Annotated in this window: 6 protein-coding genes; 4 read left to right on the forward strand and 2 right to left on the reverse strand. The window is 50.7% G+C overall.

The features are described 5' to 3' along the window. Window positions 1–112: 112 nt before the first annotated feature. The 4 genes from H6570_18770 (at window position 113) to H6570_18785 (ending at window position 12,625) form a co-directional block, all read left to right on the forward strand. On the forward strand, window positions 113–835 hold the full coding sequence (locus H6570_18770) for a PorT family protein (protein MCB9321329.1): 723 nt from the start codon (window positions 113–115) through the stop codon (window positions 833–835). A gap of 48 nt (window positions 836–883) precedes the next feature. Further along, a complete protein-coding gene (locus H6570_18775; GenBank protein MCB9321330.1) occupies window positions 884–2,767 on the forward strand; it encodes a hypothetical protein in 1,884 nt (627 codons plus the stop codon). After that, window positions 2,767–11,193, forward strand: a complete 8,427-nt coding sequence (locus H6570_18780; GenBank protein MCB9321331.1) for a hypothetical protein — start codon at window positions 2,767–2,769, stop codon at window positions 11,191–11,193. Before H6570_18775 ends, H6570_18780 begins: the two co-directional genes overlap by 1 nt. A gap of 166 nt (window positions 11,194–11,359) precedes the next feature. After that, complete coding sequence (locus H6570_18785) at window positions 11,360–12,625, forward strand: adenylosuccinate synthase (GenBank protein MCB9321332.1); 1,266 nt, start codon at window positions 11,360–11,362, stop codon at window positions 12,623–12,625. Here the strand turns inward: H6570_18785 and H6570_18790 are convergent, their stop codons facing one another. Together H6570_18790 and H6570_18795 are read right to left on the reverse strand one after the other, a co-directional pair. Next, entirely contained in the window at window positions 12,626–13,333 is a 708-nt protein-coding gene (locus H6570_18790; protein MCB9321333.1) for a class I SAM-dependent methyltransferase, read from the reverse strand. A 115-nt stretch (window positions 13,334–13,448) separates the two neighbouring features. Beyond that, window positions 13,449–14,444, reverse strand: a complete 996-nt coding sequence (locus H6570_18795) for a succinylglutamate desuccinylase/aspartoacylase family protein (protein MCB9321334.1) — start codon at window positions 14,442–14,444, stop codon at window positions 13,449–13,451. Window positions 14,445–14,460 lie beyond the last annotated feature (16 nt).

A 14,460-nucleotide genomic window follows, 5' to 3' on the forward strand; every position in this document is an offset into this window, starting at 1 on the left:
GATGTCCAGGCATAATAATGCAACTTTGAATCAATTGCTGGCTTAAGTTAGGCACAGATTATCAATCGGTTGTGCTTTCAATGCCGGTATAGCTTCAAGTAAACCGGATTCTATGAAAAACCTTCTTGTCCTCCTGATCATGCTTTCGGCGAGTTCCCTTATGGCTCAATTGATCGATGCGGAAGGCTCTTATTTTGGCCTGAAAGGTGGTGTCACCTATTCAGGTATTGACGAAATCAAAACCACCATCATCCGACCGGTCTTTCCGGAAGAAACGTATTCCACCCAATTGCAAAACCAATGGGGAGGGACCGCTGGTCTTTTTTTCTATATGCAATTTGAAAATACATTCGTTGCGATACAGCCCGAAATACTCTACAGCATGTCCGGTGGCACCTTTAACTATAACGATGTCAATGGTCTGCATTACACGATGGCATTTAATTACCAATACATCAATCTGGTACCCTACTTCAAAATATACCCTTTAAGCCAGTTGTCAGATGGACTGGCGGGGGTACATATCGGAGTTGGTCCGCAGCTTGGCATAAACATCACCAGCAATTCCATCCGGTACACCTCTAATTCGGAGGTCATCGGTCAGGACCTCCAGATCCAGCAGAACTTAAGGGAGGTACTCAAGGGGAAACCGGCATTTTCCATTGCTCTTGGGCTGGGCATTGAATGGCAGAATTTTCTTTTGGAAGGCCGCTACCAGCTTGGTCTTTCCGATGTCATCGAAACACAGGCCAATGGATACAATTTCATTGAGAATCCTAACCGTAACATGGCCTTTATGATTACGCTTGGATACGCCATTCCATTCAACCAATAACCGGCAGAAATGGATCTTCGGAGAATAATTCTTTTTTGCCTCTGTTTTATGCCATACACCGGGTACCTGCAAAACCCGAATCCTGGCGGTGTGGAAGGAGTCCAGCTATGGTTGCGTCCGGAAATCCGGAATGGTCAGGCCGTCTGGGCAGATGGTAACGGGGTCCTTGTGGCCAGGCATCCCGGAGATTCTTTGAGCTGGCTTAATTACCAGCCCGTGATAGTACCGATGAAGAATCAGCCATTCCGGCTGCCATTGACGGATGTTTCACTTCCTGCGTTAACGATTTTTTCGGTCTCTGACACACGTTTATCGACGGAGCAAAGCATCTGGAGTTTAGGTCGTGATACACAGGCGGACTTAATCAATACCAACTACAGGGTGGCCGATTTGAGTGATCGTTATTTCTTTAATTATCCCGTATCACGGTCATCGGGACCGGTCATCCAGTCCTGCTTTAAAAGTGATTTGGACACCACACAGGATAAATTTATCCTCTGGCTGGGCTCGAGGCCTGCCAATCCTTCCATACCCGTCGATGCCTACAACGGGAAACTGGGAGAATGGCTCCTCTTCAACCGGGTGCTTTCTCCCACGGAGCGGCAAAAAATTGATTCATACCTGGCAATAAAATATGGCCTGACCTTAGATCAATCCACTCCTAAAAACTACCTGGATGCCGATGGCTCGGTGATCTGGGGCGCCCGGAGCATGGCAGGCTATGGACACCGGATAGCCGGTATTGGGCGTGATGATAAATCCGCATTGCGCACAATGCAGGCAACGTCAAGCCTGCTCCCCGGATTGCCCATTGTTTCTGCTGGCAGGCTGGCAATAAGCAATGCCACCAATTCCAGTACCCTTCCGGATCGTACCTTTTTCACCTGGGGAGATGATGATCAACCTGTCTTATGGGAAGAAAGTACGGCAGAGATTTCCATGTTGCAAAGGACCTGGTGTGGTCAATGGACCGGTGTGGTTGAAGGCTTGAAAGGAATTTCTGTTTACTGGGATCCTGAGTTATTACCACCTCCTATGCCTGGCAACCAGTATTGGCTGGTGATGGACACCTCCGGAAATACCCGTTTCACCCCGGAAGGATGGAGGGCCAGCTCATTGGAGGTGAAATCAGGCAAATTAATGGAAAGTGATATGCCTGACCCTCAGCAGAAAGCAAAATGGTTGTTCTCCCTGATGCAGGGGCCTCCCTTGTTCTTTAAAACCTGGTGGGATGCACCCCAATGCGGAGCATTGTCTCCCGGAATCCTGTCGGTTCGGGTAGTGGGAGGTAAAGCTCCCTACCGGATTACATTGGAACAGGAAGGCGGTGTCCGGACTGAAGCAACGATCAATAAGAATTTTTGGGCAGATCAGGCCCGGGATCCTGGTATTTACTGGCTTGCGATCGAAGATGCTGAGGGTAGACGATATAGGCAGCAACTGGTACTTGCCAATGGGAAGACACAAAACACGGTATCCGGAGAAGAATCCTATTTACTGGATGGAAAAGATCTCGACCTAAAGGCTGATCCCGGTTCTCCGGAAGCAGAATATACCTGGATCCTGCCGGATGGTTCGATGCATTCCGGCAATCATCTTCAGGTCGACTTCCCAGGCCATTACACTTTATTGACCCGGGAAGCTGGTTGTTTGACCGAACTATCATTTATAGTCCTGAATGCTGCAAAGACTGAACCCATTGCATTGTATCCAAACCTGATCGCTCCCGGCGGTGCATTCCGGTTGGTATGGAAAAATACAGAGGCAGCTCACCTCCGGGTGGTTTCACCCTCCGGGCAAGTGATCTACCGTCAAGAATTGCTTAAGCCAGGCACTTACCGCATCCAGCCGGGTATTAAACAGCCCGGTTGGTTTGTGGTGAGCATCCGGCAGGGGCAAAAAGAATTGGTCAGTAAGTTAATCGTGCAATGATGAAGAAGTACTGGCAATGGATGGCCGCATCTGGGATGCTTATCAGTCCACTATTGGGAACGGCTCAATCCATGGAACCAGAGCTCCTGGATCCTCAGGAATTCTCCCTGGAAACACAGGCGGACCCTGCTGCAGCGATTGAATTGATCGGTTATCCGGATGTTGACGCACAAGGAACGGCCAGTTTGCATTTTCCAATAACGCTCCCTCCGGGCCGGAAGGATATGACCCCTGATCTGAATATCACCTACAGCAGCGACCTCCAGAATGGTTGGCTGGGCTGGGGATGGGATCTCGCCATCCCGGCCATCGAAATAGACACCCGTTGGGGTACACCCCGGTTCGACATCCTGAAAGAGACTGAAACGTATTTATTCAATGGAGAGCAGTTAACTCCGGTGACGCATCGCGGAGAGCTTCAACCCAGATCAGCAGAGAAGATCTTTCATCCCCGGGTAGAGACAGATTTCCTGCGGATCATCCGTCACGGCAATCAACCGAATAACTATTGGTGGGAGGTATGGGATAATGATGGGAACCGGTACAGATACGGTGGCCCGGATGGGGATGCTTCCCTGGCCGATGATCTGGGCAGGATAGTGCGCTGGGCACTGCAGGAGATCCGGGACGCAGACGGCAATACCATCCGTTTTGTCTATCAGCAGGTTTCCGATGTCGGGGTGGCTGGTGGCACCGTCGCCGGACGATACCTGTATCCGGAACGCATTGATTATACCGGTTTTGCCGACACCTCTGGTCCATTCCAGGTCATGTTCTTTCGCGACAAGGAGTTGGGTGAGTCGTCACGGCCGGACAAAATGATCCTGGGGCGATTGGGATTTAAAGAGGTATGCGGGGATCTGCTGCGGCGTATAGATATAACCTTTAATGATGAGACGATACGTTCTTATCGTTTGGACTACCAAGTTGGCGCGTTTGAGAAGACTTTGCTCGCCTCCATTGCCCAATACGACGGGCAGGGTAATCTTTTTTACCGGCACCACTTCACCTATTACGACGAAAGCAAGTTAAACCAGGATTTTCAGCCTTATTTGCCGACCGTCAGCTGGGATGTACCTTACGACAAGGTACGGGGCAAGATTGTAAACCCGATCCCGGGATTTGATGGAGAGATTACTGTGCTGGGTGGCGATGCCTCAAACAACATTGGGGGAGGAACGGTTGTCACCGTAGGTCCAATCGGAGATCCCACCAGTAAGATCAACTCAGCTGGTGGCAGCTTTGCTTATGCCAGCTCCCAGTCGCAGGGATTACTTGCATTGGTGGATATCGACGGTGACGGATTGCCAGATAAAGTGTATACCAGGCAAGGTGCTTTGTACTACCGGAGTAATCAGGTCCGGCAAGACAATTCATTTGGGCCTGAACGACCCATCCGGGGTATTTCCGGTTTTTCCGCAACCAAAGCATCCAGCACCAGCATAGGTGCGGAAGGCCATGTTGGTTTTGTATTTGGTGGTTACGAGCATACGAATACCACGACCCGGGCTACTACCTACTTTACGGACTTCAATGGTGATGACCTGGTTGACATTGCAAAGGATGGGATCGTTTATTTTAATCACATCAATGCTGCCGGTGAGCCGGAATTTACCCGTAGTAGCAATCCAACCCCCAATCCGGTTACACCAGCTTCGCCGCCAGATCCTAACCTTTTTGCTGAGGATACGAGTGAGCTGCTGCAAAAAATGACTGATTTTCCACTGCATGATGTCGTCAGGATGTGGCAGGCACCGGATACGGGTTACGTTAGCATAGATGCACCGGTCCATTTGCTGGAAGATCCTGCAGCAGCAGATTATACCCATAAGGACGGCGTACGGGTCTCGATACAGAAGCAGGGCAGCGAGTTATGGTCTTCGCGGATAATGGGTGATGATTATGGCATTAAAAATCCTGGCAATGTTCAATATTTCCGTGTAAATAAAGGGGATCGTATTTATTTCCGCGTACAGTCGGTTTTCGACGGCGCCTACGATCAGGTGATCTGGGATCCTCGTATTACCTACGAAAGTATTTCCGGAGATACCCTTACCGCCAACGGGAAATCAAGGAAAACGTACCAGGCATCTTCCGATTTTCTCCTGACCGCAATGCAATCCCTGCATATGCCGCTTGACGGGCAGGTGTCTATTGAAGGCACATTCACAAAAGGCCGGTTGACCGATGACCTTCGTTTACAGATCTTAAGAGTGGATGGTGCGGATACCATTTATGTCCTGGACCGCCTATTGCGTTCGGATAGTGTGATAAGCACGGACATTGCAATTTCAGGCCTACCGGTCAGGGATGCCGATGTATTTTATTTTCGCCTCTTAACGTCTACGCAGGTGGACTGGAGAGCGCTGGATTGGAAGCCGCGTATTTATTATACCCAGGCCGATAGCCAGCAGGTGATCGGTACCAATGGTCAGCCGCTCTTTGACTTTTATCCGGTAGTGGATTATTCCATGTTCAACAATCCGCTTCGGCCCGCCGCCATCTGGCAGGCGGCAAACACCGGTACCCTGGATGTATCGGTTTCATTACCTGGCATTGCCGACACGCTCAGTGGAGAGATTACCCTTTCGGTCAAATCACTGCATACGCTGGTTGGGAGGAAGACAATATCCATCCGCAATGGCGCTGCAGCTCAGGGGCTCTCTTTATCGGCACCGGTGGTTAGCGGGGACAGTTTATGGATCGAAATCCATACGACCAATCCGGTGATGGCTTACGCATTTAAAGGCCTGCAGGCCACCATTCAACTCAACCAGATCACGACTGCGATCCGGCCCGGACTGTTCACCACTTCCCGCGTACAGCAGTCCTTATTTGGACCATTGTATCGCGGTTGGGGTCAGTTTGCGTATTATGGTAATGGTAACCGGGCCAATAGCCCGATCGTGGAATCCGACCTCAAGCTGGATGACAAGATGATGCAGGTAGATACATCAGAGATCGACCTGGAAGACCCTGAATCTCTGGGTGACTTATTCAATGCCAAAGAAGCGGCCTTGATCATCCTGGTACCCGATGTGCTTTCACAATCCTGGAAGGGCTACGACAACCTGACCTATGTCCTGGCTAACAGCATCAGCAGTTCGCGGCTGGGTGAGGATGATCTGATCGTGACGGCTCCGGCCTCTAATGGTGAAGGGTTGGCCGCTCCGGCCCGTCGCTTTAAAAATACCATGCATAGTGTTGCCGTGGGCGGTGGGGTAGGAGTGGTGAATGGATCTGCCGGTACTTCCTGGAGCGAGACAGAGACATTGCTGGATGTGCTGGATATGAATGGAGACCGGTATCCGGACATTGTTACTAAGGATATGATTCAGTACAGCACACCATTGGGAGGCTGGGAGTCGAACGGAGTTCCCTATGACCTGGGGATCCATCTGGCAAAGTCCAATTCCCTGGGAGCCACACTGGGAGGTGGTTTTATCTATTCCAGCACCTCCAATTCGGGAGAAGCCGCCGGAGGAATATCGCGTGCTGCCAGAGTTAAATCCCGGACAGGCACTTCTGGTAAACGGGCGCGTTCGGCGGCAAAAACAGCAGCGGAAGCCATCGGTATCAGCGGCAATTTTACCACCGATGACGACCATGCGGAACACAGCTGGCTGGATATGAATGGTGATGGACTGGTGGATAAAGTATATCAGGATGGCCGCGTTGCCTTAAATCTCGGGTACCGGTTTGCATCTGCAGAAAACTGGGGATTCTCGACCATTCGAGAAGGTAAGAGCTCGGACTACGGCGCAGGCCTGGGTGTCAACTATAGTAATGGCAGTATCGTAGCCGGTACTTCGTTATCGAGAACGGATATCTGGACCACTGCCGGACTGGAAGACCTGAATGGCGATGGTCTGCCCGATTGGGTGGTTGGAACAGATCCTTTCCGGGTCAGGATGAACACGGGCAGTGGTTTTGGCCCGGCGCAATCCTGGGAAGGCATAGCCGGATTGGAGACCTCGTCAGCCACCGGTGAATCCGTCAACACGGCTTTCACGGCATGCATAGAAATCGTATTCATTGGTATCCGCATCTGTATTAATCCCGGATTTTTCACAGGCCAGGGTGTCAGCCGTGGACAGACCCTGCTTGAAGATATCAATGGCGATGGCTATGCCGACTACCTGGTTGCCACGGAAAATGACGGTGACCTGGATGTTGCGCCATCCACCCTGGGAAGAACAAACCGGCTAAAAACTGTCGAAAACCCATTGGGAGGTGCACTTATCCTGGACTATGCAGTCGCAGGGAATACCTATGGATTACCATATGGTCAATGGGTGCTCTCGGATGTGCGGCAGACAGACGGGGTGGGGGGCGATGGCGCCGATACCATCCACACAAGCTATTCCTATTCACAGGGTTATTACGACCGACGTGAACGGATGTTTTACGGTTTTGGCAAGGTACAGATGAATGATTGGAGTGCAGATTCCGTCTACCGGACCGTAGAGACCACCTACGATGTTACTTCGTACTACAGAAAAGGGCTTAAACTGTCGGAGTCGGTCATGGACGGCAATCATCGCCTTTATGTCCGGGATCAGTATACCTACGAGCTCAGGTATCCGGATCTGGGAACGGTGGTTCCTGTCAGCCTGGAAAGCCTGGAGAATGCAACCTATTTTCCGGCACTGGTTTCTCAATCGACCGGGTATTACGAAGGACAGGAGACACCGGGACTGGAACACCGGATGGATTTTGACTATGATGTACACGGAAATCAGATCCTGGAGCGGGACTACGGCAATGGGAATCCGGAGGATGTACTTACCACGACCACCAGTTATCACAACCTGGATGACCAGCACATTTATTCGGTACCGGAAGAGATCCTCCTGACAGATGACAACGGATGGCTCAGACGACGTACCGTCTCCGTGGATGACGCCGGTAACATTACAGAGACCAGGGATTACCTGAGTCAGGATTCGGTAGCTGTGAACACGTATGCTTTCGACAAATATGGCAATCTCATAGAGGCTATCCGGCCCGAGAATCTCCATGGCGACCGACTGTCCTTTACTTATCAGTGGGACGCTGACCTGCATACCTACCTGCAGGAAGTCAGAGACAGCTACGGAAATCATTCCGCCTATGAATACGACCCACGTTTCGGTGAGCTTACGTTACGTTCGGACATGAATGGGCAGCAGGTGCGTTATTTGTTCGATGAATTCGGACGTGTGAGTTCGATTACCAGCCCGTTTGAACTGGCTGCAGATAAGCCTTTTTCGCAGCGTTATCAATATCATCTGGATGCTCCGGTGGCTTATGCAGAGACTTATTCCTGGGATGCGACCCGGGAGTCGGACATCCTGTCCGTATTATTTGTAGACGGGTTAAACAGGGATATCCAGACCAAACATACGTTGGCTTTGTTTCAGGGGGATGGGTTGGCGGATAAAGATGTTCTTCAGGTTTCGGGTAAGGTGGAGTACGATGATCTGGGGCGGGCAGTTGCCAGTTATTACCCGGTTACCGAATCGCTCTCCAATGCAGGTGTTTATAATAGTGAGAAAGCCAGTACGGCACCCACCCGGATCATGTACGATGTCCTGGACCGCACGGTTAATGAAACACGGCCTGATGGTACGGTCCTTTCCATGCACTATGACATAGCTCCTGATTATCAGATGGAACCATCGATTCATCTCACCCTGACCGATGCGCTGGGTAGCCGGCGCCATACCTACTGGGATGTACGTGACCGGCAGTCTGCCGCGATGGATGAGACGGAAAATGGGGAAGTCTGGACATCATTTACGTACAATGCGCTGGGAGAACTATTAAGCACCGAAGATGATCAGGGCGTTATGACCACCTATCGCTACGATCGATTTGGCCAGTTGCTGAAAAAGGAGAACAGTGATGAAGGAACTACCATTGATAGATACGATCTCGCCGGTAATTTAATCTCCCGTACCACGGCTTCACTGGAGCAAAATATTCCGGATGATGGAGCGATCCGTTACGACTACGATCACGAAAGGCTTACACAAATTACCTATCCCAAGCACATCGAGAACAATGTTTATTACCATTATGGTAAACCCGATGCCGATAACTACCGTGCTGGCAGGGTTTGGTTCGTAGAAGATGCTTCGGGAGGCAGGGAGTGGACTTTCGATGCATTGGGCAATATTGATAAAGAGATCAGGACCATGCTGATCAATGCAACACATATTGCAACTTATATATCAACAAGTACCAGCGACACCTGGGGCCGAACGCTCGTCATGCAATATCCTGACGCAGAAAAGGTGACTTATGCCTACAATGGTGGTGGTATGCTGACAAAGATGTACGGAGAAAAACTTGGATACCGTTATGACTATCTGACTCAAATAGGATATGATGCCTTTGGTGACCGCACCTTCATTCGGTTTGGCAATGATGTCCACCAGTCCACCACCTATGACGTGACACGGCGGCGTGTTAATAGCATCACTGCAGGGTCCCTGAAGGGAGAATTTATGACATCCGGTTACGATTATGACCCGGAGAGTAATGTGACCGGGATATCTGATCAGACCAACCTGGGAGATGCCTCCCGAAACTCTTCATTCACAGCCGATTATGGTTACGATCGGCTGCATCGGTTGACCCAGGCAAAGGGAAGCAATGCAGGAAATCAACAACATGCTTTTGATCTGGATATGGCTTACAATCATGCTGCGAATATTAGACAAAAGCAACAGAGGATCCTGCTTGACGGAAAATTGGAAGAAGGCCGGAGCCTGGACTGGACCTTCGCTTACGGCAACCGCCATGCTCCCGACCGGATCAATGAAAAACTACTTCAGTACGATGCCAATGGGAATCTGGCAGATCAGTCGGCTACGGTTGTCTTTGATAACCGTCAAATGATCTGGGATGAAGAAAACCGGCTTACCGGGGTCTCCGACAACGGTGAAATGAGCAGGTATACCTATGATGCAGAAAGTCAGCGTGCTATTAAGAGCAGTGGCGGAAGTCAGGGCATCTTCCTGGATGGTGAGACCGTGGGGTTTGTCAATCATTCCGATAATTTCACTGCTTATGTAAGCCCTTACCTGACCATTCGTGAGGATCGATTTATCAAACATTATTATATCGACGATGTACGCTTTTTAAGCAAGCAGGGCACCGGTAAGTTTGTCCACGACTTGTTACCCACCTATGGCGGCATCTCAGCAGGTAATATTGATTATCAAAAACGGATGGTAGCTCTTCAGCAAGGTCTTGATCAATATTACCACGACCTGGGCATTCCTCCCGGGCCACCCACCCTTTATGGTTATTATGCCAATCCGGATGTGAACGGAAACCCTCTGCCCGGGGGACAGGGAGGTCAACCCTGGCAGATACCTCCGGCTAACTGGAATTTGCCTATTGGCCCCCCGGATACGACCGGGCCTCCGGGGCCGCCGGTGTGGATCAATGCCGCCGACACCATTCAATCAGAGCCAGGATATGGATTCACTGGGGACGCGCTGGCTAAGGAAATATTGGATTTTTATTACCTCAGTGATGCGCAGGGAAATGTAACCTATGTGACTAATCACGCCGGAGAGGTGATCCGCCACGTGACCTATTTGCCTTTCGGTGAGATTCTTCAGGATGAAAAGTTTGATGACCATGTACCCGATTATCTCTTTGGTGGTAAAGAGCGGGACGCCGAAACGGGCATGTATTATTTTGGCGCCCGCTATTACGATCCGCGTATGTCCATGTGGCAAAGCCCGGACCCTGCGGCTGGCGAGTATCCTTCACTGAGTCCTTATGCTTACGTGGCGAACAACCCTTTGAAATATTCCGATCCCGACGGCAATCTGATCGTCATTGCCAGCAAAAGCAGTGCTTCTTTTAAAAATGATGTCCGCCGTGCCTTCCGCTATCTGCAAAATAGCCCCACCGGCAACAGATTGATAAGCACCCTGAAAAAGTCATCGCATACCATCCGCATTGAAGAGACCAGGGATTTGGCCGGTGTCGAATTCTCTCCGGACGACCTTACAGTGATCTGGCATCCGCGATCTGCACTCAAAGTTAAGAACGGAGGGAGGCAGACACCTGCATTAGGATTGGCTCATGAACTGGGGCACGCAGAAAAACGAATCCGCAATGCCCGTGAAGAAGACCGCGATTTTGAGCATAAACTCCATAACGGTTATCATAATGTAGCGGAGAAAAAGATCATTCGCGGATTGGAATATAAGATTGCCAGGGAACTGAATGAAGCGACACGCACAGACCACGAAGGCAGTGAATACCTGGCGACCAGCCCGGTGTCGACCCAACCGGTTGCTTCCCGCAGCAAAAGACCGCCGAGGAAAAATCTTCAACCCCGGCGTACAACACGTCCCGGAGCTAGTTCCGCCAAGCAAAAGAAAATCAATCGTATGGCCACCTTCAGGCCCCGGGAGTAGCGCAGGTGAGAATCCGGAGCATTGCATTTATATAGCGCATCCATGGGTCAAAGGATTACGGTAGGGTGAACATTTCCAAAGATTTATTCCTCCCCGCAATTCAGGAGGGTATGCCGATTTCTCGGGTAGAAAAGAGTATCTTTGGCTCTTTAAAACACACAACTCGATGAAAATTGATGTAATTGTCGGATTGCAGTGGGGAGACGAGGGGAAAGGAAAGATCGTTGACTACCTGGCTACGCAATACGACATGGTTTGCCGGTTTCAGGGTGGTCCTAACGCCGGCCACACCCTTAAGTTTGATGGAAAAAAATTTGTCCTGCACACCATCCCTTCCGGGATCTTCCGGTCTGATCTCCAGAACCTGATCGGCAATGGTGTTGTCATCGATCCCATCACACTGGAACGGGAGATAGCGGAATTGCAATCTACCGGATTGTCCTTTTTGGACCGGTTGTTCGTAGCTCATAAAGCGCACCTTATCCTGCCTACACATCGGTTATTGGATGCGGCCTCGGAAGCATCAAAAGGAGCAGCAAAAATTGGTTCAACCCTTCGTGGCATCGGTCCGACCTACATGGATAAGACCGGTCGCAATGGTCTGCGGGTTGGTGATGTGTTCGCTCCGGATTTTATGGATAAATATCGGGCGCTCAAAGAAAAGCATCTTCATCTGGCATCCATGTACCCAGCCATCGAGTTCAATCTGGAAGCGGAGGAGACCAAATGGTATGCGAGCCTGGAGTGCTTACGCAGTCTGCAGCATGTGGATGGCGAATATTTTGTAAACCAGGCCCTGGATGCCGGCAAACGCCTGCTCGCAGAAGGTGCTCAGGGAAGCATGCTGGACATTGACTTTGGCACCTATCCCTATGTGACTTCTTCCAATACCATCACAGCCGGCCTGTGCACCGGCCTGGGCGTGGCTCCCAAGCGCGTAGGCAAAGTTATCGGCATCACCAAGGCGTACTGTACCCGTGTAGGTTCCGGGCCTTTCCCGTCCGAATTGCACGGGGAAGAAGGTGAGGCACTGCGTGAAGCCGGCCATGAATTTGGCGCTACCACCGGACGTCCCCGCCGTTGTGGGTGGATCGACCTGCCTCAGCTGAAATACACCATCATGCTGAATGGTGTCGATGAAATAGCCATCACCAAAGTGGATGTGCTGAACTCCTTTAATACACTGAAGGCTGCGACACACTACCAGATTAATGGCAAGGATACAGATGCCATTCCGTTCGAGATGGTGGATGGCGTGCCCCTGACGTATCGTGAATTTCCAGGTTGGCTGGAGGATACGGCGTCCTGTACCGAACGGGATCAATTACCGGCAGCCTTGCAGGAATACCTGCTCTTTCTGGAACAAGAGCTCAAGACACCGATCAAATACATTTCCACCGGACCTGAACGGCAAAAGCTAATCGTTTCCTGATTATTGATTCAAGCCCTCAGCCGGGTTGTGCGCCCGGATGATATACTGGTAGTCGAGAAAGCATTCATCCACGGATATATCCGTGTACCCCGCGGCATACAAGTCATCTTCTATCTGGTATAATGGTACCCTTTCATTCCGTGGCACCGGGAGCGGAATTCGTTTCATCTTGTAATCTACGATCAGGATAGTACCGTTGGGCTTTAAAGCTGTGCGTAAGTGCTTGAGGTATTCCAGGCGGTCAGGTAAGTAAGCTATCGTATTGACGATCAGGATGTCGTCAACCTCATCCGTTTCAAGATTAGGGTTATCCGGCTTAGCCAGCCGCATGTCGATTTGTTTTCTCAGGGTGGAATCGTAGTTGGGGAGGTTGATCAGCTCATCGATGGTAGCCAGGGCAGCCGGATCAATATCTATGGCAATCACTTTCGCCCCGCGAGCCGGAATCAGTAACGTGAAGAATCCGGAACCTGCTCCGATATCGGCGATGACCTTACCATCAATATCACCCAAAAAATCGAGTACTTTACCGGGTTTTTGCCAGGCCAGTCGACTGGATTCTGCAAAGTAACCCAGGATCTTTTCGGTGGAAGCCTCTACCGGTGATACCGAATCATCTTGGACCGTTTCCGTAGGTTCGGACTGCTCCTGCACGCGGTTGTGGCAGGAGGAAATGATAAGAATGAGGAATAACGGCCAGAGCTTCATGAAAGCGTTCATTAATGGACGAAATTAACGGTTTTTTTCAGATCCCTGTCGCCGTAAGGCAATCTTATATCCGGTGAAATCTATTGCTCGTGCCAGCTATTGCGGAATGTCGCCATCATGGCTTGTCCGGATTGATCTTCTCCCACTCGTGGCCGATGTGGAACAGGGCGTCGCCCTGATGGACCACCGGAGTGTTGTTATGTCCAATGATGTACCCGCTTTTGTTGGCCCTCAGGAGCACCTCTTCCAAGCCATCTTTGTCCCTTAAAAAACCAAGCGGTTCTTGTTTTCGTACTTCGCAGCCGGAGGATTGGGTCCACATAAACAGGCCGGATTGCGAAGCGCGTGACCAGCTCGCCCGGATAACATGGATGATGTCGTGTGTGGTTTCCGGTGCTGTTCCGATCATTTCCAGGCGTTGAAGTACCCGCTGCATGCCTTCCATGCCTTTCTGAATAGCAAGGCCGTCCAGCCTTAATGCTTCGCCTCCTTCATAAACGAGGATGGTCTTCCCCATCTCGAAACTTGTTTTGCGCAGTGATTTTGAGATCAATGGCTTTTGGATGATGAAAGGCGGGGCGAATACTTTGGCGATCTCAAAAGCATTGGGATCTTTGGTCGAATACCTTACCTGAGGGTAATTATAGAGCGTGCGTCCACCGGTATGAAAGTCCATGCCCACGTCGATCAGAGGGAGGACATTTTTAGTAAGCGTTGCGGCTACCCGGGAAGCCAGCGATCCACTGCTGATACCGGGAAACGCACGGTTGACATCCTTTCCATCCGGTACATCACGCGAGAAATTGATGAACCCATAGACATTGAGGACAGGGATGGCGATGATGGTACCTCGAAGCGGTTTTGCCAGGATTTTGTCAAAAACGACCCGGCGCACGATCTCAATGCCATTGATTTCGTCGCCATGGAGGCCGCCCATAACCAGTACGGTAGGGCCCGGTTTTTCACTTCGGTACACATGTGCTTTGATGGAAATCTGAGTGCCGGAAGGTAACCGCGCAACCGTCAGGCTGATGAGTTTGGACTCACCCGGTACGATGGTTTGTTTATTTAAAGTGATGACTCCGTAATCAGCATTGTTCTCTTTCCACATGGGTGTTAGGTTTCCA

Source organism: Lewinellaceae bacterium, assembly GCA_020636135.1.
Classification (GTDB): Bacteria; Bacteroidota; Bacteroidia; order Chitinophagales; family Saprospiraceae; genus JAGQXC01.

Bases quoted from the DNA above. Each gene is read 5' to 3' on its own strand.
- H6570_18770 (MCB9321329.1), top strand. From the start codon at position 113: ATGAAAAACCTTCTTGTCCTCCTGATCATGCTTTCGGCGAGTTCCCTT.
- H6570_18775 (MCB9321330.1), top strand. From the start codon at position 884: ATGCCATACACCGGGTACCTGCAAAACCCGAATCCTGGCGGTGTGGAA.
- H6570_18780 (MCB9321331.1), top strand. From the start codon at position 2,767: ATGAAGAAGTACTGGCAATGGATGGCCGCATCTGGGATGCTTATCAGT.
- H6570_18785 (MCB9321332.1), top strand. From the start codon at position 11,360: ATGAAAATTGATGTAATTGTCGGATTGCAGTGGGGAGACGAGGGGAAA.
- H6570_18790 (MCB9321333.1), bottom strand. From the start codon at position 13,333: ATGAAGCTCTGGCCGTTATTCCTCATTCTTATCATTTCCTCCTGCCAC.
- H6570_18795 (MCB9321334.1), bottom strand. From the start codon at position 14,444: ATGTGGAAAGAGAACAATGCTGATTACGGAGTCATCACTTTAAATAAA.